This window comes from Xanthomonas sp. WHRI 7064 (assembly GCF_040202355.2).
Taxonomy (GTDB): Bacteria; Pseudomonadota; Gammaproteobacteria; order Xanthomonadales; family Xanthomonadaceae; genus Xanthomonas; species Xanthomonas arboricola.
Genome location: NZ_CP167821.1, coordinates 1,808,458 through 1,832,996 on the forward strand (window position 1 = coordinate 1,808,458; position 24,539 = coordinate 1,832,996).

General features: G+C 66.3%; 22 protein-coding genes and 1 other RNA gene. 11 read left to right on the top strand and 12 right to left on the bottom strand.

Annotated elements, in window-relative coordinates; translation table 11 throughout:
- The first annotated feature begins 27 nt into the window (after positions 1-27).
- On the top strand, positions 28-264 hold the full coding sequence (locus ABQY74_RS07825; protein ID WP_349793761.1) for a hypothetical protein: 237 nt from the start codon (positions 28-30) through the stop codon (positions 262-264).
- A 188-nt stretch (positions 265-452) separates the two neighbouring features.
- Here ABQY74_RS07825 and ssrA read toward each other — a convergent pair.
- Positions 453-849, bottom strand: a transfer-messenger RNA (tmRNA) gene (gene ssrA / locus ABQY74_RS07830).
- 133 nt (positions 850-982) lie between these two features.
- Here ssrA and ABQY74_RS07835 point away from each other — a divergent pair.
- A complete protein-coding gene (locus ABQY74_RS07835) occupies positions 983-3,439 on the top strand; it encodes a S8 family serine peptidase (protein WP_349793759.1) in 2,457 nt (818 codons plus the stop codon).
- A 139-nt stretch (positions 3,440-3,578) separates the two neighbouring features.
- On the opposite strand, the gene smpB is transcribed toward ABQY74_RS07835, so the two are convergent.
- A complete protein-coding gene (gene smpB / locus ABQY74_RS07840) occupies positions 3,579-4,082 on the bottom strand; it encodes an SsrA-binding protein SmpB (protein WP_039520446.1) in 504 nt (167 codons plus the stop codon).
- Between the two features lie 60 nt (positions 4,083-4,142).
- Here smpB and ABQY74_RS07845 point away from each other — a divergent pair, with 60 nt between their 5' ends.
- Positions 4,143-4,574 carry a type II toxin-antitoxin system RatA family toxin gene (locus ABQY74_RS07845; RefSeq protein WP_016901567.1) on the top strand — a complete coding sequence of 144 codons (432 nt, stop codon included), beginning with the start codon at positions 4,143-4,145 and terminating at the stop codon, positions 4,572-4,574.
- A gap of 2 nt (positions 4,575-4,576) precedes the next feature.
- Positions 4,577-4,852 (top strand): RnfH family protein, encoded by a 276-nt coding sequence (locus tag ABQY74_RS07850; protein WP_016901566.1) that lies wholly within the window; start codon positions 4,577-4,579, stop codon positions 4,850-4,852.
- Positions 4,853-5,127: 275 nt separating this feature from the next.
- On the opposite strand, the gene ABQY74_RS07855 is transcribed toward ABQY74_RS07850, so the two are convergent.
- Positions 5,128-5,523 (bottom strand): outer membrane protein assembly factor BamE, encoded by a 396-nt coding sequence (locus tag ABQY74_RS07855; RefSeq protein ID WP_039528130.1) that lies wholly within the window; start codon positions 5,521-5,523, stop codon positions 5,128-5,130.
- Positions 5,524-5,627: 104 nt separating this feature from the next.
- Here ABQY74_RS07855 and fur point away from each other — a divergent pair, with 104 nt between their 5' ends.
- Entirely contained in the window at positions 5,628-6,038 is a 411-nt protein-coding gene (gene fur / locus ABQY74_RS07860) for a ferric iron uptake transcriptional regulator (protein ID WP_016901564.1), read from the top strand.
- Between the two features lie 111 nt (positions 6,039-6,149).
- Here fur and recN read toward each other — a convergent pair whose 3' ends face one another.
- A complete protein-coding gene (gene recN / locus ABQY74_RS07865; RefSeq protein WP_127158379.1) occupies positions 6,150-7,814 on the bottom strand; it encodes a DNA repair protein RecN in 1,665 nt (554 codons plus the stop codon).
- 116 nt (positions 7,815-7,930) lie between these two features.
- On the opposite strand from recN, the gene hrcA reads away from it, so the two are divergent.
- The 6 genes from hrcA to ABQY74_RS07895 all read left to right on the top strand — a co-directional run bounded on the left by hrcA (position 7,931) and on the right by ABQY74_RS07895 (position 15,312).
- Positions 7,931-8,983 carry a heat-inducible transcriptional repressor HrcA gene (hrcA, locus tag ABQY74_RS07870; RefSeq protein WP_016901562.1) on the top strand — a complete coding sequence of 351 codons (1,053 nt, stop codon included), beginning with the start codon at positions 7,931-7,933 and terminating at the stop codon, positions 8,981-8,983.
- A gap of 99 nt (positions 8,984-9,082) precedes the next feature.
- A complete protein-coding gene (grpE, locus tag ABQY74_RS07875) occupies positions 9,083-9,601 on the top strand; it encodes a nucleotide exchange factor GrpE (RefSeq protein ID WP_010366360.1) in 519 nt (172 codons plus the stop codon).
- A gap of 142 nt (positions 9,602-9,743) precedes the next feature.
- Entirely contained in the window at positions 9,744-11,672 is a 1,929-nt protein-coding gene (dnaK, locus tag ABQY74_RS07880; RefSeq protein WP_039511674.1) for a molecular chaperone DnaK, read from the top strand.
- 143 nt (positions 11,673-11,815) lie between these two features.
- A complete protein-coding gene (gene dnaJ / locus ABQY74_RS07885; protein WP_039511676.1) occupies positions 11,816-12,946 on the top strand; it encodes a molecular chaperone DnaJ in 1,131 nt (376 codons plus the stop codon).
- Positions 12,947-13,279: 333 nt separating this feature from the next.
- The gene (gene pdxY / locus ABQY74_RS07890; protein WP_102253970.1) at positions 13,280-14,188 is read left to right on the top strand and encodes a pyridoxal kinase; all 909 of its coding nucleotides are present in this window, start codon (positions 13,280-13,282) and stop codon (positions 14,186-14,188) included.
- Positions 14,185-15,312, top strand: coding sequence for a prephenate dehydrogenase (locus tag ABQY74_RS07895; RefSeq protein WP_104600720.1), 1,128 nt, complete (start codon positions 14,185-14,187; stop codon positions 15,310-15,312). The genes pdxY and ABQY74_RS07895 overlap by 4 nt, the downstream gene beginning before the upstream one ends.
- A 271-nt stretch (positions 15,313-15,583) precedes the next feature.
- Here the strand turns inward: ABQY74_RS07895 and ABQY74_RS07900 are convergent, their stop codons facing one another.
- The 8 genes from ABQY74_RS07900 to ABQY74_RS07935 all read right to left on the bottom strand — a co-directional run bounded on the left by ABQY74_RS07900 (position 15,584) and on the right by ABQY74_RS07935 (position 24,536).
- The gene (locus ABQY74_RS07900; RefSeq protein WP_349793756.1) at positions 15,584-15,796 is read right to left on the bottom strand and encodes a hypothetical protein; all 213 of its coding nucleotides are present in this window, start codon (positions 15,794-15,796) and stop codon (positions 15,584-15,586) included.
- Between the two features lie 152 nt (positions 15,797-15,948).
- Entirely contained in the window at positions 15,949-17,352 is a 1,404-nt protein-coding gene (locus ABQY74_RS07905; protein WP_126968371.1) for a TolC family protein, read from the bottom strand.
- On the bottom strand, positions 17,349-18,434 hold the full coding sequence (locus tag ABQY74_RS07910) for an HlyD family secretion protein (RefSeq protein WP_127158384.1): 1,086 nt from the start codon (positions 18,432-18,434) through the stop codon (positions 17,349-17,351). The genes ABQY74_RS07905 and ABQY74_RS07910 overlap by 4 nt, the downstream gene beginning before the upstream one ends.
- On the bottom strand, positions 18,418-20,106 hold the full coding sequence (locus tag ABQY74_RS07915; protein ID WP_349793753.1) for an ABC transporter ATP-binding protein: 1,689 nt from the start codon (positions 20,104-20,106) through the stop codon (positions 18,418-18,420). Before ABQY74_RS07915 ends, ABQY74_RS07910 begins: the two co-directional genes overlap by 17 nt.
- An 88-nt stretch (positions 20,107-20,194) precedes the next feature.
- Positions 20,195-21,094, bottom strand: coding sequence for a hydrogen peroxide-inducible genes activator (locus ABQY74_RS07920; protein ID WP_349793751.1), 900 nt, complete (start codon positions 21,092-21,094; stop codon positions 20,195-20,197).
- 100 nt (positions 21,095-21,194) lie between these two features.
- Positions 21,195-22,964, bottom strand: coding sequence for an ABC transporter transmembrane domain-containing protein (locus ABQY74_RS07925; protein WP_039520466.1), 1,770 nt, complete (start codon positions 22,962-22,964; stop codon positions 21,195-21,197).
- On the bottom strand, positions 22,961-23,563 hold the full coding sequence (locus ABQY74_RS07930; RefSeq protein WP_039528102.1) for a YigZ family protein: 603 nt from the start codon (positions 23,561-23,563) through the stop codon (positions 22,961-22,963). The genes ABQY74_RS07925 and ABQY74_RS07930 overlap by 4 nt, the downstream gene beginning before the upstream one ends.
- A 379-nt stretch (positions 23,564-23,942) precedes the next feature.
- Entirely contained in the window at positions 23,943-24,536 is a 594-nt protein-coding gene (locus ABQY74_RS07935; RefSeq protein WP_016901548.1) for a TIGR00730 family Rossman fold protein, read from the bottom strand.
- Positions 24,537-24,539: the final 3 nt, after the last annotated feature.

Genomic DNA, 24,539 nt, shown 5'->3' on the forward strand with positions numbered 1-24,539 from the left:
GACCAAGCCTGCGCTCCTCAGTGCCAGATGAGCTGGCATACCGTTTGCTTCCGTTCCGGAAGAACGCTGGGGAGCGTCTTCGACGGAGGCGACATGCAAGAGCCCAATAAAAGTGCCCTGGTCCTGCTGCAGCAGGAAGCCACCGAACTGCTCGCGCTCTTCGATCAACTGCGTGGCGATGCCGTGCCGGCGCATGACGCGGACAACGTCGTCGCAACCACACCCGCCGAACGCACCGAACAGACCGTCCACGTCACTAATTGACTCAGCAGGTAAGCCTGCAGTCGGCTGCGATGCACGGGCTGTTGGGCAACACGCGATGCGGCATTTTTGTCAGCGCCATGTCGCTGCCGATCATGCGTCACCGCGGCAGGGTATCGCCCATGAAAAAGGCCGGGATCCCTCTGCATCGAGGAGTCCCGGCCTTAGTCGGTCGTCTTAGGACCGTTGTTTGGTGGAGGTGGGCGGAATCGAACCGCCGTCCGGAAGCACTCCATCCCCAGCACTACATGCTTAGCCCTCCGTTAGATCTCATTCCCAGGCAGCACGGTTGGCAAAGCGCACCTGGAAACCAGCCTGCTTTATCTAACCGGTAGCTGACAGGCAGCCACTACCGATGGTTCCGTGATAATGACCCTACACCTACGAGCACGGGCACAAGTAGGTTCGGGGGTTCGCCTTAGGCGGCTGTAGAACTACAACTAAAGCCAATTAAGCGGCGATAGCGAAGTCCGAACCGTAGTTGTCATCGTTGGCAACTAAAAGTTTGCTGCTGGATTAACGAGGAAAGCTGCCCCCTCGGCATGCGCCAAGCGACTTCGCGACCCCCGTCGAAACCAGTGCACCCCCGGGGAAAGCATCAAAACGCTGACCTGATCAGTGTAGGGATCGGAGCGCCCTGTCACAAGTGGTGAGACGTGCAGCGCTTACAGTGGCTTCAGTCCTATCGGACGGAAAAGTCTGGTAATCAAGGAGCGAAGCGATGGCGACAGGTAAGCCCCCAGGTCCGCGGCAGGCACGCAGCACGCCCCGCAAACGCGCACCGAGCGTCGGCGCCTCCAAGCCTCGACGCGCAGCCAGGGCCGCGCAGCAGCAGGCGCAGGACACCGGGCTGACGCGCGTGCAGGGCAAGGCGCGTACCGTGATCTACATCCATGGCATCGGCAACAAGCCGCCGGCCGAGGTGTTGCGCTGCCAGTGGGACAAGGCCCTGTTCGGGCGGCCGATGGGTGAGCGCACGCGCCTGGCGTACTGGGTCAATCGCGAGCGCTATCCGGTTGCCGAACCCGGTAATTGCGACGCACGCGATGTCGGCCCGGCGCTCAATCAGAGCGTGCAGCGCGCCTTGAGCACGCTTGGGCTGGTGCCAGGCGAGCAGGATCTGCATCTGCTCGCCGATGCCTTGGCGCAGAGCGAGCAAGAGCGTGTCGATCTGCACCGTTTGCTGGACGAACTGGATGCCGCGCCCGCAATGCCGGCGGCGGGCCAGGTGCAGGCCAAAGGTCCGATCGATGCGATCAACCGCGTGCTGCTGCGGCTGATCTCCGCCGCGCTGCTGCAGGACGTGCACGATTTGTTCTTCGTGCACGAGCGTGCGGCGTTGATGCGCGAGAGCCTGACGCAGCGGTTGCGTTCGGGTGGCGGGCCGTTTGTGGTGGTGTCGCACAGCCAGGGCTCGATGATCGCCTTTGACGTGTTGCGTCAGCTCCAGGCGGCCGAGTGCGAGGTCAGCCTGTTCCTGACCCTGGGCTCGCCCTTGGGCCTGCCGCAGGTGCGCAGCATGTTCAAGCGCTGGACCGGCACACGCAAGCTGCCGTTTCCCGCGTGTGTACGGCGCTGGATCAACGTGGCCGATACGCGCGACCCGATCGCGCTGGATCCGGATCTCGGCGACGACATCGCCAACGCCAAGGGGCGTTTCGAAAACCTCGCGGGCGCGCGCCTGAATCAGGACTGGCAGCACAACGCGCATTCGGGCTCGGGTTATCTGTCGATTCCGCAGGTGCGCGCGGCGGTGCGCGAAGCGGTGGGCGTCGGCTTCGACCAACCGGTCTCCAATGCGGTGCTGATCAAGGATCTCAGCGAGCAGCTGGAAGCGCATGGCGCCGAGTACCGGCACGAAGTGCTGATCGAGCTGGATCGACGGTTGCTGGGCGACGACCCGGCCGCCACGCGTGCGCTGCTGTTGGCGCAATTGCGCCAGACCGCTGCAGCGACCACCGGCTTGAGCGGCGATGCGCTGGACGAGGCGATCGAGCTGGAAGATGGCTTGCAACGGTTTGTGTCGGCGCGGCTGACGCGGTTCGAGATCGAATCGCTGCAGGACCGCTACCGCACGCTGGGATTCCGTCGCGTGTGGCGCGATGCCGGCAAGCGCGCGTTGATCAACGTGTCCGGCAACGTCCTGCATGCCGATGCGGCGCGCACCGCATATCGCGCACGCGGGCAACAGATCGGCTGGGCGGTGCTGGACACCGGTATCGCAGCCAGTCACCCACATTTCTTCGCAAGGGGAGAGCGCGACACGGTGGTGGCGCAATGGGATTGCACGCGGCGGGGTGCAGCCAGGCGATTGACGCGCGCCGACGGCGATGCCTTCGCTCGGCTGGATCGGCACGGGCACGGCACGCATATCGCCGGGATCATCGCCGGCCATAGCCGCGCGGTGATTCCCGACGCGCAGGGCAACCCGGGCAAACCGCTGGAGTTCGCCGGCATGGCGCCGGACACCCAGCTGTACGGGTTCAAGGTGCTGGATGATGCTGGCAACGGCCGTGATTCGTGGATGATCAAGGCGGTGCAGCAGGTGGCAGCGATCAACGAGCGCGCCGGCGAGCTGGTCATCCACGGCGTCAATCTGAGCCTGGGCGGTTACTTCGATCCGGAGAGCTACGGCTGCGGTTTTACGCCGCTGTGCAACGAGTTGCGGCGGCTATGGCGGCAAGGCGTGCTGGTAGTGGTGGCCGCCGGCAACGAAGGTCTGGCCTGGTTGATGCGCAACGACGGCGATGCATATCCGGCCAACATGGATTTGTCGATCAGCGACCCGGGCAATCTGGAAGACGCCATCGTGGTCGGCTCGGTGCACAAGAGCAGCCCGCACAATTACGGCGTGTCGTATTTTTCGTCGCGCGGCCCGACCGCCGATGGGCGCGGCAAGCCGGATGTCGTGGCGCCGGGCGAAAAGATCCTCTCGGCCTATTACGATTTCGACCCAAAAGATCCGGCCAGCCTGATGGTGGAGATGAGCGGCACCAGCATGGCCGCACCGCACGTCTCCGGCGTGCTGGCCGGCTTCCTCTCTGCCCGCCGCGAGTTCATCGGCTTTCCGGATCGAGTCAAGCAGCTGATGCTGGACACCAGCACCGACCTGCAACGCGATCGCTATGTACAGGGCAGGGGAGTGCCGAATTTGATGCGGATGCTTGGGAAGACGTGATGAATCGGGAGTGGGGAATCGGGAATCGTAAAAGCAGGATGCTTCTTGCGGATCCCGAAATACCCTCGTCGTGAACTAACTTGAGGTCAACGCAGCGAGCCTACCCAGCTCTTGCGATTCCCCACTCCCGATTCCCGATTCACGCATCCCGGTTATGCCGCCGCATCACACGCTGCTTGTCGCGTTGCCAGTCACGGTCCTTGGCGGCGTCGCGCTTGTCGTGGTTCTGCTTGCCCTTGGCCAGCGCGATTTCCAGCTTGACCTTGTTGTTGCTCCAGTACAGCGCGGTGGGCACCAGGGTGTAGCCGTCGCGTTCGACGCTGCTCAGCACCTTGTCGATTTCCCGGCGGTGCAGCAGCAGCTTGCGATCGCGGCGTTCCACCGGCACCGTGTGGCTGGAGGCCTGGATCAGCGGGGTGATCTGCGCGCCGATCAGGAAGATCTCGCCGGAGCGCACATAGGCGTAGCCATCGATGATGTTGGCGCGGCCGGCGCGGATCGCCTTGACCTCCCAGCCCTGCAGGGCCAGGCCGGCTTCGTAGCGCTCTTCCAGGTGGTATTCGTAGCGCGCACGCTTGTTCAGCGCGATGGTTTTCGTGGCCGTCGCGCCGTTTGCTTTATCCTTGGCTGGTTTCTTGCTCATGCCGCCATTGTCGCCGATTCGGCGTCATCAAACGATCTTCTGTCTTTCACAAGTTAGCGAATGCCTACCATCCGTCGCAGCGCCCTGGTCGAACACAGCGCCACCCGCATGTTCGATCTGGTCAATGATGTTGCCGCCTATCCGCGCCGTTTCGGCTGGTGTGATGCTGCGCAGGTGCTTGAACAGGACCAGGCGCATATCGTGGCGCGGCTGGATCTGGGGTTGGGGTCGTTCCGCACCTGGTTCACCACCGAAAACGTGCTCGAACGCCCGCAGCGCATCGTCATGCATCTGCGCGACGGGCCGTTCAAGCGCCTGGAAGGCCTGTGGGAGTTTCAGTCGCTAGGCGAGAACGCCTGCAAGGTCAGCCTGACCCTGGAAGTGGAAACCAGCTCGCGGCTGTTGGGTCCGGCGCTGGCGCTGGGTTTTCAAGGCCTGGCCGACCGCATGGTCAACGATTTCGTGCGGGTCGCCGACCGCGGCGACGTCTGAGCATGCGGGTCGACGTCGTGCTGGCCTGGCCGGACCGCTGCAGTTCGGTGTCGCTGGAGCTGGCAGAGGGCGCTACCGTGGCCGAGGCGATTGCCGCCTCCGGTCTGGCACCGGATCGACCACCTGCCGCGCAGGCGATCCATGGGCTGATTGCACGCGCGGATCAGGTGCTGCGTGACGGCGACCGGGTCGAATTGCTCAGGCCGCTGCTGCTGGATCCGAAGGAGGCACGGCGTCGCCGTGCCGGACCGAGCAAAAAGGCTGGCCCCAACGGATAGCTGTTGGCCGGCACTACGATGCATGTGCGCCGTGCGCAACAGCGAGCTCTTCCGTTGAGTGATTTGGACAAGCGAACGCAGCCGGTTGCTTGAACAGGCGCATGTCGCCCCGAGACGGCTGACGGAAAGCCACAGCTGTCGATATCTAAATCAGCGCTGCAGTTCCTGACCGAACACGTCTCTGCGACCAGACAAATAAAAACGCATCCGTTCAAACGGATGCGTTTTCTGGTGCGGCGGCACTCAGGCGATCGCGCAGTGCGCGACCAAGCGCATCAACGGCCGCGCTGCTTTTTCTTGTCGCGGGCCAGATTGCGACCGAACTGCTTGGGTGCCGACTTGGCCAGCTGCTCGTCCTGCGACGGGAAATAATCGCCTTCCCAGCGAACGACCTGCTCGTTCTCGAAGAACACGGTGAAGTTCTTGATCTCGGTGCGCGCCAGACGGTCCACACGCTGGGTGGAGGTGTAGTCCCAGCGCTGCGAATGGAATGGATCGGGGATCGAGGGAGTACCCAGCAACGCGCTGACCTGCTGCTTGCTCTGGCCTACCTGCAGTTGCTCCACGGCATTCTGTTTGATCAGATTGCCCTGGTAGATCGGCTGCTTGTAGATGATGCCGCAGCCAGCGGTGGAGAGAGCAACGGCGGCGACCAGCAGGAGATTACGCATCGGGGATTAAGTGCTGAGGAAATCACGCCGATGATACACTCCCGCCGGTCGCCGCGACCCGTTTGATGGCAGCTGGCGCTAAATCGCCAATGAACGGAGAACATATGGAAACCCACGACCTGCGCAAAGTCGGGCTCAAGGTGACCCATCCGCGGATGCGGATCCTGGAGTTGCTCGAGCAGAAGAGCAACCAGCACCACCTCAGCGCAGAAGACATCTATCGGCAACTGCTCGATCATGGCGACGAAATCGGTCTGGCCACGGTGTACCGGGTGCTGACCCAGTTCGAGGCCGCCGGCCTGGTGCTGAAGCACAATTTCGAAGGCGGCCAGGCGGTCTATGAGCTGGATCGCGGCGGCCATCACGACCATATGGTGGACGTGGACACCGGCCACGTGATCGAGTTCGAAAGCGAAGAGATCGAGGCCTTGCAGCGCCAGATCGCCGCCCAGCATGGCTATGAGCTGGAAGAGCACTCGCTGGTGCTGTACGTGCGCAAGAAGCGTCCGCGCTGACGGCAAGCCGGTGGTAGTGCGGCAACGACAAGGCGGCTTCGGCCGCCTTGTGCGTTTGCCGCCATCGGCTGCCTGGTCACCCCCGATGGCGGCCGGCATGCGCCCGGCGGCTCAGGCGCTCTGCAACAACTTGCGTGCCGCCGCGCGGGCTTCCTTGCTGACTTCCACCCCGCCCAGCATGCGTGCCAGTTCTTCCTGGCGCGCCTGCGGGCCGAGCAGTTCGACCGCGCTCTGGGTCATGCCGTCCACCGGCGCCTTGCTGACCCGATAGTGCGCGTGGCCCTTGGCGGCCACCTGCGGCAAGTGGGTCACGCACAGCACCTGGCGCTCTTCGCCCAGGGCGCGCAGCTTCTGTCCGACGATGTCGGCCACCGCGCCGCCGATGCCGGAATCCACTTCGTCGAAGACCATGGTCGGCACGCTGTCCAGCCCGAGCGCGGCGACCTCGATCGCCAGCGAAATCCGCGACAGTTCGCCGCCGGAGGCGACCTTGCGCAATGCGCGCGGCGGCTGCCCGGCGTTGGCGGCGACCAGGAACTCCACCCGTTCGGCGCCGTTGGGGTCCGGGCGCAGGGTGTCCTGGGGCTGCAGCTGGATCAGGAACTGCCCGCCGCCCATGCCCAGCTCGCCGATCAGCGTGGTGGTGGCGGCCGACAAGGCCTCGGCAGCGGTGGTGCGGCTGGCGCTGAGGCTGCTGGCCGCACCGCGCCAGACGCCGATCGCCGTCTCGATATGCTTGTCCAGCTGCTGCAGGCGCTCGTCGGCGCCGCGCAGGCTCTCCACTTCCAGGCTCATGCGGTCGCGCTGGGCGGCCAGCTCGTCCGGGGTGACACGGTGCTTGCGGGCCAGATCGTGCAGGCGGCCGAGCCGGCGCTCCATCGCTTCGAACTGGGCCGGGTCTGCCTCCAGGTCGTCGCGCACGCGGTCGAGCAGGGCCAGCGCCTCCTCGATCTGGATGACGGCGCTGTCCAGCAGTGCATCGACCTCGCCCAGGCGTGGCTCGTGCTCGGCCACGCGCGCCAGGTCGTGGCGGCTGTCCTGCAGCAGGCCCAGCGCGGAGGCGCCGTCGTCGCCATTGAGCTGCAGGGCCACGCTGTCGCAGGCGCCGATCAATGCGGTGGCGTGCGCCTGGCGGCGGTGATTGACGTCCAGCGCGGCGATCGCGGCCGGGTCCAGGTCCTCGCGTTCCAGTTCGCTGAGCTGGTGTTCCAGAAAGCCGATGCGGTCGGAGACATCGCCCTGCGCGGACAGCGCATCGCGCTCGTCCAGCAGGGCCTGCCAGCGCTGGCTGGCCTGGCGCACCTGCTCGCGCTGCGCACCGTTGCGGGCGTAGGCATCGAGCAGGGCGAGCTGGCTGTGGCGGGCCATCAGGGCCTGGTGTTCGTGCTGGCCGTGAATCTCCACCAGCCGCGAGGCCAGCTCCGCCAGTTGCGAAGAGGTCACCGGGCGGCCGTTGATCCAGGCACGCGAGCCGCCATCGGCACGGATGATCCGGCGCAGCTGGCATTGCGCATCGTCGTCGAGTTCGTTGTCCGACAGCCAGGTCAGGCCCGGGTGCTGGGCCGGCAGCTGGAATTCGGCCGACAGTTCGGCGCGGTCGGCACCGTGGCGGACTACGCCGCTGTCGGCGCGCAGCCCGGACAGGAAGCCAAGCGCGTCCACCATCAGCGACTTGCCGGCGCCGGTTTCGCCGGAAACCACGGTCATGCCCGGCCCGAATTCCAGTTCGGTGGCGCGGACGACGGCGAAATCCTTGATGGAGAGGTGTCTGAGCATGGGGTCGAGTGTGAACGCTTTGGGGAAGCTTAGGGTGGGAGCGGCGGGCAGGGAATAAGACGCTTGCCAACCGCAGGGCCAGACATTATCTATGCCCAGTCTCACCGGATGATCCCATGCGCGCGTCACAGTCCCCAACGCTCGATCCCCGCGCACGCCAACTGCTGCGGACGCTGATTGCCCGCTATATCCGCGATGGCGAGCCGGTGGGCTCCAAGACGCTGGCCCAGCACGCCGGGCTGGACGTCAGCCCGGCCACCATCCGCAACATCCTGGCCGATCTGGAGGATGTGGGCCTGCTCAGCTCTCCGCATACCTCGGCCGGGCGGGTGCCCACCGCGCACGGTTACCGGGTGTTCGTCGACAGCCTGGTGCAGATGCAGCCGCCCGGCGAGGAAGAAGTGCGCCGCCTGCGCGCGGAGCTTGCCAGCGGTAACGGCACCCAGTCGCTGCTGGGCAGCGCCTCGCAGATGCTGTCGGCGATGAGCCATTTCGTCGGCGTGGTCAGCGCGCCGCGGCGCGAGCAGTTCGCGTTCCGGCATATCGACTTCGTGGCGCTGGACGCGCGCCGGGTGCTGGCGATCCTGGTGTTTGCCGACAACGAGGTGCAGAACCGGGTGATCGAGCCGCGCCGGGCCTATGAGCCGGCCGAGCTGGAGCGGGTGGCCAATTACCTCAATGCGCAATTTGCCGGGCGCGCGCTGTCAGACATCCGCGCCTCGCTGCTGCGCGAGCTGCGCATGGCCAAGAACGAGATGGAGCAGCTGCTGGCGCACAGCGTGGATCTGGCCAGCGAGGCGCTGGTGCCGGCCGACGCCGACGACATGGTGATGGCCGGGCAGACCCGCCTGATGGGCGTGCAGGACCTGTCCGACCTGGACCGGCTGCGCGAGCTGTTCGAGGCCTTCGCCAGCAAGCGCGAGATCCTGCAGCTGCTTGAACGCACCATCCAGGCGCCGGGCGTGCGCATCTTCATCGGCGAAGAGACCGGCATGGTGTCGCTGGACGATGTCTCGCTGGTCACCGCGCCGTATGCCGCCAATGGCCAGGTGCTGGGCGTGCTGGGCGTGATCGGGCCCAAACGCATGGCCTACGACCGGGTGATTCCGCTGGTGCAGACCGCCGCCCAGGTGCTGGGCGCGGCCATGGAACCGCCCGGCACGCGATAAGCGGCAGCGATCGATACGATCGTTTTGCTTGAAACGCGCGCGCGCGCCCACATACGGGGTGACGTTGGGGCGGGCGTTCCGCTTGCCCGGGAACTGCACATGAACCAAGACCACCCCGAATTCGACTCCGAAGACCTGTCCCAGAACCCACCCGAGACCGATCCGCTCAAGGCCGAGATCGAGTCGCTGCGCAGCGAGATCGCGCTGGTCAAGGCCGATGCCCTGCGCGAGCGGGCCGATCTGGAAAACCAGCGCAAGCGCATCGCCCGCGACGTCGAGAACGCACGCAAGTTCGCCAACGAGAAGCTGCTGGGCGAGCTGCTGCCGGTGTTCGACAGCCTGGATGCCGGCCTGACTGCGGCCGGCACCGAGCCCAGCCCGCTGCGCGATGGCCTGGACATGACCTACAAGCAGTTGCTCAAGGTGGCGGCCGACAACGGCCTGACCCTGCTCGACCCGGTCGGCCAGCCGTTCAACCCGGACCAGCACCAGGCGATCAGCCAGGGCGAGGCCGAGGGTATCGCCCCGGGCCACGTGGTGCAGGTGTTCCAGAAAGGCTATCTGCTCAACGAGCGTCTGCTGCGCCCGGCCCTGGTGGTCGTGGCCAAGCACGACTGAACCGCAGCGCCCGGCTGAACTGCCGGGCGCATGCGCGAAACGCAGATTCGTGCAGGTGGCTTGAACACCTGCGCACCACCCCCACATCTCAGCCAGACCCGGCGTCGCCGGACACAGCTACAGAATCATCAGGAGCGTATCCATGGGCAAGATCATTGGTATTGACCTCGGCACCACGAACTCGTGCGTGTCGATCATGGACGGCGGCAAGGCCCGCGTCATCGAAAATTCCGAGGGCGACCGCACCACGCCTTCGATCGTCGCCTACACCAAGGATGGCGAAGTGCTGGTCGGTGCCTCGGCCAAGCGCCAGGCGGTGACCAACCCGAAGAACACCTTCTACGCGGTGAAGCGCCTGATCGGCCGCAAGTTCACCGACGCCGAAGTGCAGAAGGACATCTCGCACGTGCCGTACGGCATTCTTGCCCACGACAACGGCGATGCCTGGGTGCAGACCAGCGATGGCAAGCGTATGGCACCGCAGGAAATCTCTGCGCGCGTGCTGGAAAAGATGAAGAAGACCGCCGAGGACTTCCTGGGCGAGAAGGTCACCGAGGCCGTGATCACGGTGCCGGCCTACTTCAACGACAGCCAGCGTCAGGCCACCAAGGACGCCGGCCGCATCGCCGGTCTGGACGTCAAGCGCATCATCAACGAGCCGACCGCGGCCGCCCTGGCCTATGGCCTGGACAAGAACGGCGGTGACCGCAAGATCGCCGTGTACGACCTGGGCGGCGGTACCTTCGACGTGTCGATCATCGAAATCGCCGAAGTCGATGGCGAGAAGCAGTTCGAAGTGCTGGCCACTAACGGCGATACCTTCCTGGGCGGCGAAGACTTCGACAACCGCGTCATCGAGTACCTGGTCGACGAATTCAACAAGGATCAGGGCATCGATCTGCGCAAGGATCCGTTGGCACTGCAGCGCCTGAAGGACGCCGCAGAGCGCGCCAAGATCGAGCTGTCGACCAGCCAGCAGACCGAAGTGAACCTGCCGTACGTCACCGCCGATGCCTCGGGGCCGAAGCACCTCAACATCAAGCTGACCCGTGCCAAGCTCGAAGCGCTGGTGGAAGACCTGGTCAAGAAGTCGATCGAGCCGTGCCGCACCGCGTTGAACGATGCCGGCCTGCGCGCCAGCGACATCAACGAAGTGATCCTGGTCGGCGGTCAGACCCGCATGCCGAAGGTGCAGCAGGCGGTTGCCGATTTCTTCGGCAAGGAACCGCGCAAGGACGTCAACCCGGACGAAGCCGTGGCCGTGGGCGCTGCGATCCAGGGCGGCGTGCTGGCCGGCGACGTCAAGGACGTGCTGCTGCTGGACGTGACCCCGCTGTCGCTGGGTATCGAAACCATGGGCGGCGTGTTCACCAAGATCATCGAAAAGAACACCACCATCCCGACCAAGGCCTCGCAGACCTTCTCCACTGCCGAGGACAACCAGTCGGCCGTGACCGTGCACGTGCTGCAGGGTGAGCGCGAGCAGGCCCGCTTCAACAAGTCGCTGGCCAAGTTCGACCTGTCCGGCATCGAGCCGGCGCCGCGCGGCATGCCGCAGGTGGAGGTGTCCTTCGACATCGACGCCAACGGCATCCTGCACGTGTCGGCCAAGGACAAGAAGACCAACAAGGAACAGAAGGTCGAGATCAAGGCCGGTTCGGGTCTGTCGGACGAAGAGATCCAGCGCATGGTCGCCGACGCGGAAGCCAACCGCGAGGAAGACAAGAAGTTCCAGGAACTGGTGCAGGCCCGCAACCAGGCCGATGGCCTGATCCACGCCACCCGTACCGCGATCACCGAGCATGGCAGCAAGGTCGGTGGCGATGTGATCGGCAAGGTGGAAGCGGCGCTGTCGGATCTGGAAACCGCCATGAAGAGCGACGACAAGGCGCAGATCGAGGCCCGCAGCAAGACCCTGGAAGAAGCCGGCCAGTCGCTGTACGCAGCCGCCGCCGCGGCAGAGCAGGGCGGCAACGCCGACGCGGCCAGCGGCAACGCGCAGGCCTCCAAGGCCGCCGACGACGTGGTGGACGCCGAGTTCACCGAGGTCAAGGACGACAAGAAGGCGTGAGTGGGGAATAGGGAATCGAGAATGGGAGGAGCGGTGCTGCGGCATCGCTCCTTCCCGTTGTCTAAACCCTTCCACTTCGATTGCGATTTACTGAGGATGTGCGCTTTGAACGATTCCCGTCTCCCGATTCCCGATTCCCTGCCATGAGCAAACGCGATTACTACGAAGTGCTGGGCGTTGCCCGTGGCGCCAGCGACGAGGAGCTGAAGAAGGCGTATCGGCGCTGTGCGATGAAGCACCACCCGGACCGCAATCCAGGCGACGCTGCTGCCGAGGCGATGTTCAAGGAGTGCAAGGAAGCCTATGAAGTGTTGTCGGACGGCAACAAGCGCCGCGCCTACGATGCGCATGGCCACGCTGCGTTCGAGCACGGCATGGGCGGTGGTGGCGGTGGGCCGGGTGGCCCGGACATGGGAGATATCTTTGGCGATATCTTCGGCAATATTTTCGGCGGTGGCGCCGCCGGTCCGCGCGCTGCGCGACGTGGCGCCGACGTCGGTTACGTGTTGGAACTGGATCTGGAAGAAGCCGTCGCCGGCATCGAGCGCCGCATCGAGATCCCGACCCTGATCGAGTGCGAGCCCTGCCACGGCAGCGGTTCGGAAGACGGCAAGGTGGAAGTGTGCGGGACCTGCCACGGACGCGGCCAAGTGCGCATCCAGCGCGGCATCTTTGCCATGCAGCAGAGCTGCCCGCATTGCGACGGACGCGGCACGCTGATCCAGAATCCGTGCAAGACCTGCCACGGCGCCGGTCGCGTGGAAGAAGACAAGGTGCTGTCGATCAAGGTGCCTGCCGGTGTGGATACCGGCGACCGCATCCGTCTGGCAGGCGAGGGCGAGGCCGGTCCGGCCGGCACGCCGCCGGGCGATCTGTATGTGGAAGTGCGCGTGCGCGAGCATGCGATCTTCCAGCGCGACGGCGACGACCTGCATTGCGAGGTGCCGATCCGCATCTCGCAGGCCGCGCTCGGCGATACCGTGCGCGTGGCGACCCTGGGCGGTGAGGCGGAGATCCGTATTCCGGCCGAAACCCAGACCGGCAAGCTGTTCCGGTTGCGCGGCAAAGGCGTGCGCTCGGTGCGTAGCCGCACCGAAGGCGATCTGTATTGCCGCGTGGTGGTCGAAACGCCGGTGAACCTGACCGCCGACCAGCGCGAGTTGCTGCAGCAGTTCGAAGCCACGTTCACCGGTGAGGATGCACGCAAGCATTCGCCCAAGTCGGCCACGTTCATCGATGGCGTCAAGGGCTTCTGGGATCGGATGACGTCCTGAGGCCGGGAGTCGGGAATCGGGATTGGGGAATCGTAAGGGCGGTGTGGCCCGGCCTGCCGGGGTAGTGCGCCAGTGTGGCGATTCGGGATTCGTGGGTTTGGATGCCCGCTCCGAATGTTTGCAGAGTTGCACGGCTGAGTGAGGTTCTCCCTATCAATGCCGGCCCCAGGGGCCGGCATTTACGTTTGTGCGGCGGGAGCCCACAGAGGTAAGGGCGATAGCGACTGCTGCCGGCGCATAGACCAGCCTGGCGGCGCAGTGTGCAGCGGCGAGCAGACGACGGTCGCATCGATCGACGCTGGGCGCGCGGTGGCGCTGGCGTAAAATGCGGCGATGAACAATGCCCCCGACAGTCACCTCGTCCACGGTCGCCGCCAGCGCCCGGATGGTCCTTCGCCGATCGATGTGATCTCGGTGCAATCGCAACTGGTCTATGGCCATGCCGGCAACAGCGCGGCGGTGCCGCCGTTGCGTGCGCTGGGCCTGCGGGTGGCGGAAGTGCCCACCACGCTGCTGAGCAACGCGCCGTTCTACGCCACCTTGCGCGGCCGCATCCTGCCGGCCGACTGGTTGGCCGACCTGTTGCTGGGTGCCACCGAGCGCGGCCTGCCGCAGCGTGCGCGCATGCTGGTCTCCGGCTACTTCGGCAGCTTGGCCAATGGCGAGGCATTCGCCGACTGGCTCGAGCAGACCCTGCCGCAGGCGCCACAGCTGCGGTATTGCCTGGACCCGGTGATCGGCGACACGCACACCGGCCCGTATGTCGAGCCTGGACTGGAGCGCGTCTTCGCCGAGCGGCTGTTGCCGCATGCCTGGCTGGTGACGCCGAATGCGTTCGAACTCGGGCGCCTGACCGGTTTGCCGAGTCTGCAGCAGGACGATGCCATCGTTGCCGCGCGCGCATTGCTGGCGCGCGGCCCGCAATGGGTGCTTGCGCACAGCGTGGCCGGTGCGACCGGCGAACTGGTGACGTTGGCGGTGAGCAACTCGGCAGTGTATCGCTGGGCCACGCCGCATCTGCCGGTGGATGTGGCCGGCACCGGCGATGTGCTGATGGCCTTGCTAATCGGTTTGCTGCTGCGCGAGGTGCCGTTCGAGCTGGCGGTGGGGCATGCGCTCAGCGGCGTGCACAGCGCGCTGGAAGCGACCCTGGCTGCAGGCTTCGAAGAGTTCGATGTGCTGGCCGCCGCACCGGCCGCACTCGCGACCGCACCGCGCTTTGCCGTCGAGCGATTAGCATGATGGCGCAGCCGGTGGTCGGCATCGTTGGCATCGCCGGCGCCTACGGACGCTGGCTGGCGCAGTTCCTGCGCACGCGCATGCGGCTGGAGGTGATCGGCTTCGATCCGGCCGGTGACGGCGACATCGACGAAGCCACATTGGCGCAGCGAGCGGATGTGTTGATTTTCTCTGCACCGATCCGCCACACCGCCGGCTTGATCGAGCGCTATGTGGATCTTGCCGGCCCGCGTGCCGCGTCGCAGTTGTGGATGGATGTCACCTCGATCAAGCAGGCACCGGTGGCCGCGATGCTGGCCTCGCCGGCCGAGGTCGTCGGCCTGCATCCAATGACCGCACCGCCCAAATCGCCCACCTTGAAAGGGCGGGTGATGGTGGTCTGCCAGGCACGTCTGCAGCACTGGTCCACGTGGGTACAGGCGCTGTGCACCGCGTTGCAGGCCGAGTGCGTGTACGCCACGCCCGAGCACCACGACCGCGTGATGGCGCTGGTGCAGGCAATGGTGCACGCCACCCATCTGGCGCAGGCCGGCACCTTGCGCGACTACGCGCCGCTGCTCGGCGAGCTGCGCGCGCTGATGCCGTATCGCTCGGCCTCGTTCGAGCTGGATACCGCGGTGATCGCACGCATCCTCTCGCTCAATCCGGCGATCTACGAAGACATCCAGTTCGGCAATCCCTATGTCGGCGAGATGCTCGATCGACTGTTGCTGCAATTGCAGGAATTGCGTGCCCTGGTCGCGCAAGGTGACGATGCGGCGCGCGCGCAGTTTCGCGCCCGGTTCCTAGACGACAACGCGCAGGCGCTGCAGGGCGAATCGCTCGCGGCCGGCAACTACACTTATGAGCGCGTGGGCTACCTGCTGGCCGACCTCACCGAACCGCTGACTCTGAGCGTGTATCTGCCGGAAGACCAGCCCGGGTCGTTGCGTGCCTTGCTGCATGTGTTTGAGCAGCACGGGGTGAACCTGTCGTCGATCCACTCCTCGCGCACGCCGGTGGGCGAGCTGCATTTCCGCATCGGGTTCGAGCCGGGTAGCGATCGCGCCGCGCTGGCGCAGGCGGCCAGCGAAATCGACCGCAGCGGCATCGGACGGGTGCTGGAGCGTTCCGACCGCAACGGGTAGCAGCAGTGCGGGGCGACCGTGGGCTTGCCCGCTGTCGATGGCCGCAGCAGGGTGCAGATATCAGGCACCGATCATGTGCTGGCCGCATGACACTGCATGCGATGGCCCCAAGCGCGAGGGTGATTGTCGCTCGGCGCAATGCCAAACAACGCGCACCGGTTTCATCCACACAGGGTGTGGATGAAACCTGCACAAGCATGTGGATAACTGTGTGCAGCCATTGCACTGCAACGGCTGCGGACGGGTTGGTCAAAAAATGACCAGTGCTATTTCAGGGCGTCGACAGGCGCAGCTCGCCACCATCGGTGATGAAGCGCTGGCCCTGCCGTTTCAGGCGGCGCCCATCGGGCAGTTCGTAGCGTGGCGCCGTATGCGCTTGCGTGCGGCCTTGCTGCTCGTTGCGGGATTCGAGCTCGTCGCGGAATTCGATGATGACGTAGGACTCGCCATCTGCACCGATTGCGGGAAATTGCCGGAAAGACATACGCACCTCCGAAAGATTTCAGGGTCGCAGTGCGAGCCGCCAGGGACCGCACGCCCGGCGCCGGGCCGGTGCAGGCGAGCATGCGCAGGCAGGTGTTACCCGGGCGTCATTGCGCACTGCGGCACCGTTTGGCGAGCCGGCCAGCAGCCTGCTCAACGGCTCAGCTGCAATGCGTCCCGGTCGGCCGTTGCCGCTGCCAGCTCGGCACGCGCCGAGGCAATCCGCGCCTGCGCATCGATCAGGCGCACGCGGGCGTCGTTGGCGGTCTCCTCGCGCTGATTGACCAGGAAGAAATCGCCCGACCCCAGTTCGAAGCGGCGGCGCTCGGCCACGGCCAGGCGGTCGGCCAGGCTGCGTTCTTCGTCGGCGATCTTGGCCAGCCGCTCGGCAGCGGTGAGCGAGATGACGATCGACTCGACCTCCACGGTGATCTGGTCGCGCAGGTAGCGGCTGCGCTGATCCAGCGCCTCGATCTCGGCGCGTGCTTCGGCGACCTTGCCCTTGGCGGTGCGGTTTTCCAGCGGCACGCTGAAGCGGAAGCCGATGATCGCATCGGTCGGCGAGCGGTTCGGGCCGCCCACACCGGGCGCCCCAAGGTCCTTGCTGACCTCGAAGCTGACATCCAGGCGTGGTTTGAGATCGTTCTGCGCCAGCATCAGCCGCGCGGTGGCCTGGTCGATCCGGGTCAGCACCGCACGGTAATCGGGGCGCTCCACCGGTGCGGTGATCCTGCTGGCACCGGCCAGACCTTCCAGCGCCGACGTATCGGCCGGCAGGCGTTCGGTGGAGACGATCAACGGCATGCCGGCATCGTCGCGCAGGTACAGCGACAAGGCATTGGCGGCGTTGGCGAAGTCCTGCTCCGAACGCACCACCAGGGCACGCCGGCGGACCAGGTTCTGGTCGTTCTCGGTCAGCAGGATGGTGGGCCGCGCGCCCAGCGTCACCTGCCGCGAAATTGCATTGCGGCGCTGCTCGGCCAGCTGCAGCAGCTCGTTGTACGCGCGCAGCTTCAGGCCGGCCGCAACCCAGCTCTGGTAGGCATCCACCGCGCGGCGTTGCACGCCGATGGCGACCATTTGCGCTTCGTACTGGGCGACATCGATATCGCCACCGGCAACGCTGCGGCGGGTGCGGCGCTCGTCGACCACCCGGTCGCGCAGCAGCGCATACAGCGCGCCGACTTTCACTTCGCCGCCGCGGTCGGTGTAGGACTTGTCTTCGTAGACCGGGAACGCACCGCGCGAGGAACGATAACCGCCGTAGTAATAGCCGCCGTTGTCGTCGAAGGGACGCTTGACGGTGCTTTCGATCGTGCTGCCGTCGTAGTAGCCGGCCTCGCGCGAACGGCCGTCGAGATCGAACACGGTATCGAACGCACCATCGGCCGAGATGCCCTTGCCCTCGGCCTGGCGGACCTTGGCCAGCGCTTCGACGATCTGCGGGGAAGAGCGGGCAGAGGAGCGCAGCACTTCATCCAGCGTCAGCGGGGTGGTCTGGGCGGCGACCACGCCCGGTGCGAGCGCGATCAGCAGGACGACAAGACGGCGGATCATTTCTTGCCGGTCTCGTCGTCTTCGGCCTTGGGCGTCGCCTTGGCCTTGCCCTCATCCTGCGTCGTCGTCGCTGCCGGACGGCGGCCGAACTCCAACGGGAAATTGTTGAGCTGGCGCCACAGTTCGTAGCCCACCTTTACCGTTTCGCCCTGCACCCAGCCGCGCACCTTGCCGCCCTGGCGGGCGAATTCCTGCGCCGGCCAGGCCGGCTTGCCCGGCTGCGGTTCGACCAGGATGCGGAACAGGCCATCGGGCGCGGCATTGGGGTCGATGGCGCGCACGCGGCCATCGAACATGCCGTGCGCCACCGACGGCCAGCCGCTGAACTGGATCGCCGGCCAGCCTTCGAACTCCAGCCGCACCGGGCGGCCGGGGCGGATCAGCGGCACGTCGCGGCCGTCGATAAACAGCTCGACCGCGCGCTCCACCCGCTCCGGTGCGATCACCGCCAGCACCGTGCCGGGCGAGACCATCGCGCTGCCGCTGGCGGCGTTGAGCTGCTGCACGCGGCCATCGCGCGGTGCGCGCACCAGCTGCGCCGACTGGCGGTTCAACTGGATGTCGATGCGGGTCAGCTTGGCGCGCGATTCGGCCAGCTTGGCATCGGCCTCGGCGACCTTGATCTGGGTTAGTTCGAAGTCGCGGCGGCCGGCCAGCCCCTCGGCGAGCAATTGCCTGCTGCGCGCCACATCGATGCTGGCAACCGCGCGCGATTGCTGGATCGCGGTGATTTCCGCCTGCACCTGCGCCCGTTCACTGGCCAGGCGGGCGAGCAGATCCGGGTCCAGGTCGCCGACACGCGCGATCGGATCGCCGCGCGAGACATGCTGGCCGTCGTGTACATACCAGCGCTCGACCCGGCCGGGCACGAAGGCGGTGACCTGCTGCTGACGGTCGCCCGGATCCAGCGCCACCACCTGGCCCTTGCCGCTGGCGGTCTGCACCCACGGCGCCAGCGCCAGGATCGCACTGGCAATGACAATGCCGATCAGCAGCATCCAGGCCAGCGCCTTGGCGATGCTCGGTGGGCGCATCGCCGCCAGGGTGGGGAAGTGCGCGTTGCGATCAGTAGCGTGCTGCATCGTTTGCCTTCTGCGTGGAGGCGATCAGTTCGGCGCGGGTGGCAAAGCGCTGCTGTCGCTCGGGCTGCAGGTGGAACCAGCCATCCAGGGTGATGTCTTCCGGCCGGCCGGTGCACAGCAGCACGGTTGTGCCGGCCGCCTTCAGGCGCCGCAGCACGCCGGCCAGGCGGTCGGCGGGAATCAGGTCGTACAGCTGCGACAGCATCAGCACGCGCGGGCGCACCAGCAGCGCATTGGCCAGCTTCAAGGCCATCACTTCACCGATCCACAGCGGGTAGCCGGAGGCGGCCAGCCGCGTGTCCAGGCCCTGCGGCAGCGCGGCGATGCGGGTGCGCAAGCCCACTGCATCGATCGCCTCCAGCATCGCCTCGGAGTTCACATCGGCCGACGCCAGCGCCAGATATTCGCGGATGGTGACTTCGACAATGGTCGGCCGGTCGAGCACCGTCACTTCCGAGCGCAGCAGATACATGTCGAAGGTGGCCATGTCCGCACCGCCCACCATCACCAGCCCGCGATCGGGGACCACGTGGCGCTTGAGGATCATCGCCAGCAGCCGCTCCGCGCCGCCATCGGCGATCGTCACCAGCTGCTCGCCGGCAGCCAGCGAAAAATCGAAACGCGCGCCGTCGATCACCACCCCGTCCAGGCGCACCGCGCTGTTGCCGGGCGTCTTGCCGGGTGCCACGACCGCGCGTTCCTGCGGGATGGCGAACAGCAGCGACAGTTCCTCGGAGCTGGCCACCAGGTCGTAGAACGCGTCCAGGTACGCACCGAGTTGCGAGATGCCGTAGAACACAGCACTGAGGATCAGCTCGGCCGCCACCAGCTGGCCGATCGACAACTCGCCCCGCAGGATCAGGTTGCCGCCCAGCGCCAGCAGCGCCGCGCTGGCGATCGCGTAGACCAGCAGGAACGCCACCGTCTGGGTGAAGCTGTAACGGAAGTGGCGCCGATGCCGGTCGACATAGGCGGCGGTGACGGACTCGGAGCGGTCCATCGCGAAGTTGAGGTGACGGCTGGATTTATAGAAGCCGTTGGAGCCGCCGACACTTTCCAGCCAGCGCGCGGCCTCGTGCTTGGCATGGCTCAGGTCGACCGCGGTGCGGATCGACCCGCGCGACCAGATCATCCAGATGCCGAAGATGACCAGCAGCAGCAAGGCGTTGAAGCCCAGGAAGAACGGGTGGTAGAAGCTGGTGAGTATCAGCCCGACCGCCGATTGCAGCACGATGGTGAAGGCGCCGATGGCCAGGCTCGGCACCGCCTTCTGCACCACCACCAGATCGAAGTAGCGGTTGAACATGTCGCCGCGGTTCTGATCGGCGAAGAACGGATTCTGCGCATGCACCGCACGCACGGTGATTTCCGACACCACGCGTGCGAACAGCCGGCGCTCGAACATCGCCATGACCCACACCCGCATCGCGCTCAGGCCGGCCACCAGCAGCAACAGGCCCAGCAGCAGGCTCGACAGGGTCCACAGCGGCGCCGGCAGTGCGGTATTGGCCACGCTGTTGATCAGCAACTGCACCGAGATCGGCGTGGCCAGCGACAGCAGGCTGATCGCGACTCCGTACACCATGGCCAGGCGCACATAGGGCATGTCCGGCCCGACGATTTCCGCCAGCCAGGCTCCCGCTTCCCGCCATCCGATCTGCTTGCCCGCCATTCGATTTCCGTTGATGAGTTCAATGAAGCATTGACGAGTTGCAGCTGGCGAACAAGGCCGCAGCACTTATTCGACGCATAGGATTTTCCTATGCGGCCACCGCACGCAGAAGATCGGCGATCAGGCCGAAGGCCGGCGCGCGTCCTGCGCCCTGCCGCCACAACAGCCCGATCTCCCTATAGTAGCGTCCGCCTTTGATCGGCCGGACCACGACATCGTCGCCCTCGCGGATTTCCTGGCGCACATACAGGTTTGGCAGCAGTGCAAGACCCATGCCCATCCCGGCCATCTGGCGGATCGCATCCAGGCTGGTGCCTTCGTAATCGCGCAGCACATTGGCACCGACGTCCATGGCGATCGCCGCCACCTGCTCGGCCAAGCGGTACTCGGGCATCAAGGTGAGCAGGTTGGCGCCGCGCAGATCGGCCGGCGTGATGCAGGTCTTGGCACGCAAGGGGTGATCGGCGGCCATGGTCACGTGCAGGGGTTCGCGGAACAGCCGCTCGCTGTGCAGGCCGCGCCCGGCCACCGGCAATTGCGCCAGGATCAGGTCGTGCACGCCGCTGGCCAGGCCGCTGGCGAGCGCGGTCGGCAGGCCTTCGCGCACGTGCACGCGCAGCGCCGGGTGTTCGCGGTGCAGGCGCGCGACCAAGCTCGGCATGAGATAGGCGCCCAGCGTGGGCGATACGCCCAGCCGGATGGTGCCGATCAAGGTATCGGCCGAGGTGGCGCGGACGTCTTCCAGATCGGCGACGTCCAGCAGGATGCTGCGCGCGCGTTCGAGCAGGTCGCGCCCCAACGGCGTCAGGATGGCCGGCACGCCGCGTTCGAACAGCGCGGCGCCGACGATGGTTTCCAGCGCACGGATCTGTTGCGACAGCGAGGGTTGCGACACGCCCATCTGCTCTGCGGCGCGGGTGAAGCTGCCGGTGTCGGCGAGCGCGACGAAATAACTGAGCTGGCGAATGGTGGTTCTGGGGCGGGGCATGCGTGACGTCGTCAGGTGGGGCGCGTGGGGGCGCAGGATCGGCCCGGGCCGCTGCCGCGGACACGCCGGTATGACAGCACACGCCGGTGTCACCCAGGCGTCATTGATCGATGAACTGCAGCCGCGCCAGCTCCGCGTACAGGCCGCCTTCGGCGATCAACTGCGCGTGCGTGCCCTGCGCGACGATGCGGCCGGCATCCATCACCACGATGCGGTCGGCCTTGAGCACGGTGGCCAGGCGATGGGCGATGACCAGCGTGGTGCGGCCTTCCATCAGCCGGTCCAGCGCCTGCTGCACGGCGCGTTCGCTCTGCGCATCCAGCGCGCTGGTGGCCTCGTCCAGCAGCAGGATCGGCGCGTCCTTGAGCAAGGCGCGCGCGATCGCCACCCGTTGCTGCTGGCCGCCGGACAGGCGCGTGCCGCGTTCGCCGAGTTCGCTGGCGTAGCCCTGCGGCAGGGCGCGGATGAAACTGTCGGCCTCGGCGGCCGCGGCGGCGGCTTGCACCTCCGCATCGCTGGCGTCCAGGCGCCCATAGCGGATGTTGTCGGCGGCGCTGGCGGCAAACAGCGTGGGCTGCTGCGGCACCAGGGCGATGCGTTCGCGCAGCAGTACCGGGTCGGTATCGCGCAGGTCCACCTCGTCGATACGCAGCCTGCCGCTGACCGGGTCGTGGAAGCGCAGCAACATCGCCAGCACCGTGCTCTTGCCGGCGCCGGAGGGTCCGACCAGCGCCACGGTTTCGCCCGGATGGACATGCAGGTCGAAGCCATCCAGCGCCGGCGCATCGGGGCGCTGCGGATAATGGAACACCACCTGATCGAAATGGATCGCGCCGCGCAGTGGCTGCGGCAAGGGCTGCGGCGTGGCCGGGGCGACGATTGCCGGCTGCTCGTCGAGCAATTCGCCGACCCGGCCCATGCCGCCGGCCGCGCGCTGCAACTCGTTCCAGACCTCGGCCAAGGCACCGACCGAGCCGCCGCCGATCAGCGCGTACAACACGAACTGTCCCAGCGTGCCGGGGGTCATGCGTCCGGCGATCACATCGTGCGCGCCCAGCCACAGCACACCGACGATGGCGCCGAAGATCAGCATGATCGCCACCGCCGTCACGGTGGCCTGGGTGCGGATACGCAGCCGTGCGGTATCGATCGCGGCGAACAGGGCCTGGCTGAACCGCTGGCTCTCGTAGCGCTCGCGCGCATGCGCCTGCACGGTGCGCACCGCGCCCAGCGTTTCGGCCGCCAGCGTGTTGGCATCGGCGACGCGGTCCTGGCTGGCGCGCGAGATCTTCTGCAGGCGGCGTGCACCCAGCACGATCGGCAGCACCGCCAGCGGAATGCCGATCAAGGTGAAGCCGGCCAGCCGCGGGCTGGTCACGAACAACATCACCATGCTGCCGATCACCGTCACCGAGCTGCGCAACGCCACCGACATGGTGGTGCCGATCACCCCGCGCAGCAGCTCGCTGTCGGCCGACAAGCGCGACACCAGCTCGCCACTGCGGCTGCGATCATGGAAGCCGGCGTCCAGCCCGATTAGATGCGCATACAGGCGGCCGCGCAGGTCGGCCACCACTTTTTCGCCCAGCAACGCGACGAAATAAAACCGCGCGGCCGTTGCCACCGCCAGCACCACCGCCACCGCGAACAGCAGCGCGAAGGCGTGGTTGATCTGCGAGCCGCCGGAGAAACCATGGTCGATCATCTGCTTGACCGCCGCCGGCAGGCTCAACGTGGCGGCCGAGGAAATGGCCAGTGCGATCAGCCAGGCGGCGAACAGGCCACGCTGGCGCTGCACGAACGGCCACAAGGTGCGCAGGCTGCCAAGCTTCCGCAACGGGTTGGGCCTGGCGGCGGCTGGCTGGTTCATGCGGCTTCCGGTGATGAGAGATGGACACGGTTGCGAGTGGCGTCGCACAAGCGCGTTTTCAAGCCGGCCAGCTGATCGGCAGGCAGTTGCACGCGCAGTGCCGCGCCCTGCGCGTCGAAGCGTTCGTCCAGCTTGTCGGCGTGGAAGGCGCTCAGGGCAGCATGCACCAGGCCCAGGTCGTCGAACCGGCATTGCAGGTCGAGCAGCGACAACGCAACCAATGGCTGTCGCGCTGCCAGTCGCAGGCATTCGGCCGCGGCGCCGCCGTAGGCACGCACCAGCCCACCGGCACCGAGCTTGATGCCGCCATACCAACGTGTGACTACCACCACCACGCGGTCGTAGCCTTGCCCATCGATGGCCGCAAGAATCGGCCGCCCGGCGGTGCCGCTGGGCTCGCCATCGTCGCTGGAACGGTAGTCCTGCCCGTATCGATAGGCCCAGCAATTGTGGGTGGCATCGGCAACGGACACGCGCTGCACGATCTCCAGCGCCTGCGCGGGAGAGTCCAGTGCCGCAGCATTGGCCAGAAAGCGACTGTGCTTGATGTCCAGGCTGTGGTGCGCGTCAGCGGCGAGGGTATCGAGCATCGTCGCCATTCTATGCGAGCCGGTCGTGCCGGACGCCGCAGCCATCGTGACTGCCGTTGCAAGCTTGCAGATCGGCAGGGGTTGGGCAGCGCGTTGCGTCTGGACGGATGTGCAATGAGCGCGCGAGCTCCCGGGCAGTTGCGTCAGGGCGCTGTCGTTGCTCTGTCGACCTAGCGAACAACGTGACGCACGATTCGGGCCGTGGCAGGCGCCGCTGGGTGCGGCATCGCGCAGGAGCGATGGCCGCATACGTGAGAGATTGCCACGGTGCGTCGCTGCACTTTCACGCAGCTGACGTATGACTACAGCGCCGCTGCGTGCCTACTGAGGCGCGTGCCTGGCGCCGGGCCGGGCCTGCGATGGGGCAGGGAGCGTGCGTCGCCCCGCATCACACCAGGGTGGAGCGGCGCTTCTCGTCGATCCACTTGGAAGCCTGTGCCGGCGTGTAATGCTGCATCCACTCAAGCATCTGTTCGATATCGGCGCCGTACCACAGGTCGCTGCGCTGGTCCGGATGCAGGAAGCGCTCTTCCACCATGCGATCGATCATGCCGATCAGCGGTGCGTAAAACCCTTCGATATCCAGGAACGCGCAAGGCTTGTTGCCGATGCCGAGCTGGCGCCAGGTCAGCATCTCAAAGATCTCTTCCATGGTGCCGAAGCCGCCGGGCAGGGCGACGAAGGCATCGGACAGCTCGAACATGCGCATCTTGCGCTCATGCATCGAACCGACGATTTCCAGCGTGGTCAGCCCACGGTGCGCCACTTCCCAATCGGCCAGCTGCTGCGGAATCACCCCGGTGACCTCGCCACCAGCCGCCAGCACCGCATTGGCCACGGTGCCCATCAGCCCGACGTTGCCGCCGCCATACACCAGCCGCAGGCCCTGCTCGGCGATGCGCTGGCCCAGCGCAGTGGCACGCTCGGCATAGGCGGGTTTGTTGCCGGCATTGGAACCGCAGTAGACGCAGATGCTTTTCATGGG

Bases quoted from the DNA above. Each gene is read 5' to 3' on its own strand.
- ABQY74_RS07825 (WP_349793761.1), top strand. From the start codon at position 28: ATGAGCTGGCATACCGTTTGCTTCCGTTCCGGAAGAACGCTGGGGAGC.
- ABQY74_RS07835 (WP_349793759.1), top strand. From the start codon at position 983: ATGGCGACAGGTAAGCCCCCAGGTCCGCGGCAGGCACGCAGCACGCCC.
- smpB (WP_039520446.1), bottom strand. From the start codon at position 4,082: ATGAGCAAGAAACCAGCCAAGGATAAAGCAAACGGCGCGACGGCCACG.
- ABQY74_RS07845 (WP_016901567.1), top strand. From the start codon at position 4,143: ATGCCTACCATCCGTCGCAGCGCCCTGGTCGAACACAGCGCCACCCGC.
- ABQY74_RS07850 (WP_016901566.1), top strand. From the start codon at position 4,577: ATGCGGGTCGACGTCGTGCTGGCCTGGCCGGACCGCTGCAGTTCGGTG.
- ABQY74_RS07855 (WP_039528130.1), bottom strand. From the start codon at position 5,523: ATGCGTAATCTCCTGCTGGTCGCCGCCGTTGCTCTCTCCACCGCTGGC.
- fur (WP_016901564.1), top strand. From the start codon at position 5,628: ATGGAAACCCACGACCTGCGCAAAGTCGGGCTCAAGGTGACCCATCCG.
- recN (WP_127158379.1), bottom strand. From the start codon at position 7,814: ATGCTCAGACACCTCTCCATCAAGGATTTCGCCGTCGTCCGCGCCACC.
- hrcA (WP_016901562.1), top strand. From the start codon at position 7,931: ATGCGCGCGTCACAGTCCCCAACGCTCGATCCCCGCGCACGCCAACTG.
- grpE (WP_010366360.1), top strand. From the start codon at position 9,083: ATGAACCAAGACCACCCCGAATTCGACTCCGAAGACCTGTCCCAGAAC.
- dnaK (WP_039511674.1), top strand. From the start codon at position 9,744: ATGGGCAAGATCATTGGTATTGACCTCGGCACCACGAACTCGTGCGTG.
- dnaJ (WP_039511676.1), top strand. From the start codon at position 11,816: ATGAGCAAACGCGATTACTACGAAGTGCTGGGCGTTGCCCGTGGCGCC.
- pdxY (WP_102253970.1), top strand. From the start codon at position 13,280: ATGAACAATGCCCCCGACAGTCACCTCGTCCACGGTCGCCGCCAGCGC.
- ABQY74_RS07895 (WP_104600720.1), top strand. From the start codon at position 14,185: ATGATGGCGCAGCCGGTGGTCGGCATCGTTGGCATCGCCGGCGCCTAC.
- ABQY74_RS07900 (WP_349793756.1), bottom strand. From the start codon at position 15,796: ATGTCTTTCCGGCAATTTCCCGCAATCGGTGCAGATGGCGAGTCCTAC.
- ABQY74_RS07905 (WP_126968371.1), bottom strand. From the start codon at position 17,352: ATGATCCGCCGTCTTGTCGTCCTGCTGATCGCGCTCGCACCGGGCGTG.
- ABQY74_RS07910 (WP_127158384.1), bottom strand. From the start codon at position 18,434: ATGCAGCACGCTACTGATCGCAACGCGCACTTCCCCACCCTGGCGGCG.
- ABQY74_RS07915 (WP_349793753.1), bottom strand. From the start codon at position 20,106: ATGGCGGGCAAGCAGATCGGATGGCGGGAAGCGGGAGCCTGGCTGGCG.
- ABQY74_RS07920 (WP_349793751.1), bottom strand. From the start codon at position 21,094: ATGCCCCGCCCCAGAACCACCATTCGCCAGCTCAGTTATTTCGTCGCG.
- ABQY74_RS07925 (WP_039520466.1), bottom strand. From the start codon at position 22,964: ATGAACCAGCCAGCCGCCGCCAGGCCCAACCCGTTGCGGAAGCTTGGC.
- ABQY74_RS07930 (WP_039528102.1), bottom strand. From the start codon at position 23,563: ATGGCGACGATGCTCGATACCCTCGCCGCTGACGCGCACCACAGCCTG.
- ABQY74_RS07935 (WP_016901548.1), bottom strand. From the start codon at position 24,536: ATGAAAAGCATCTGCGTCTACTGCGGTTCCAATGCCGGCAACAAACCC.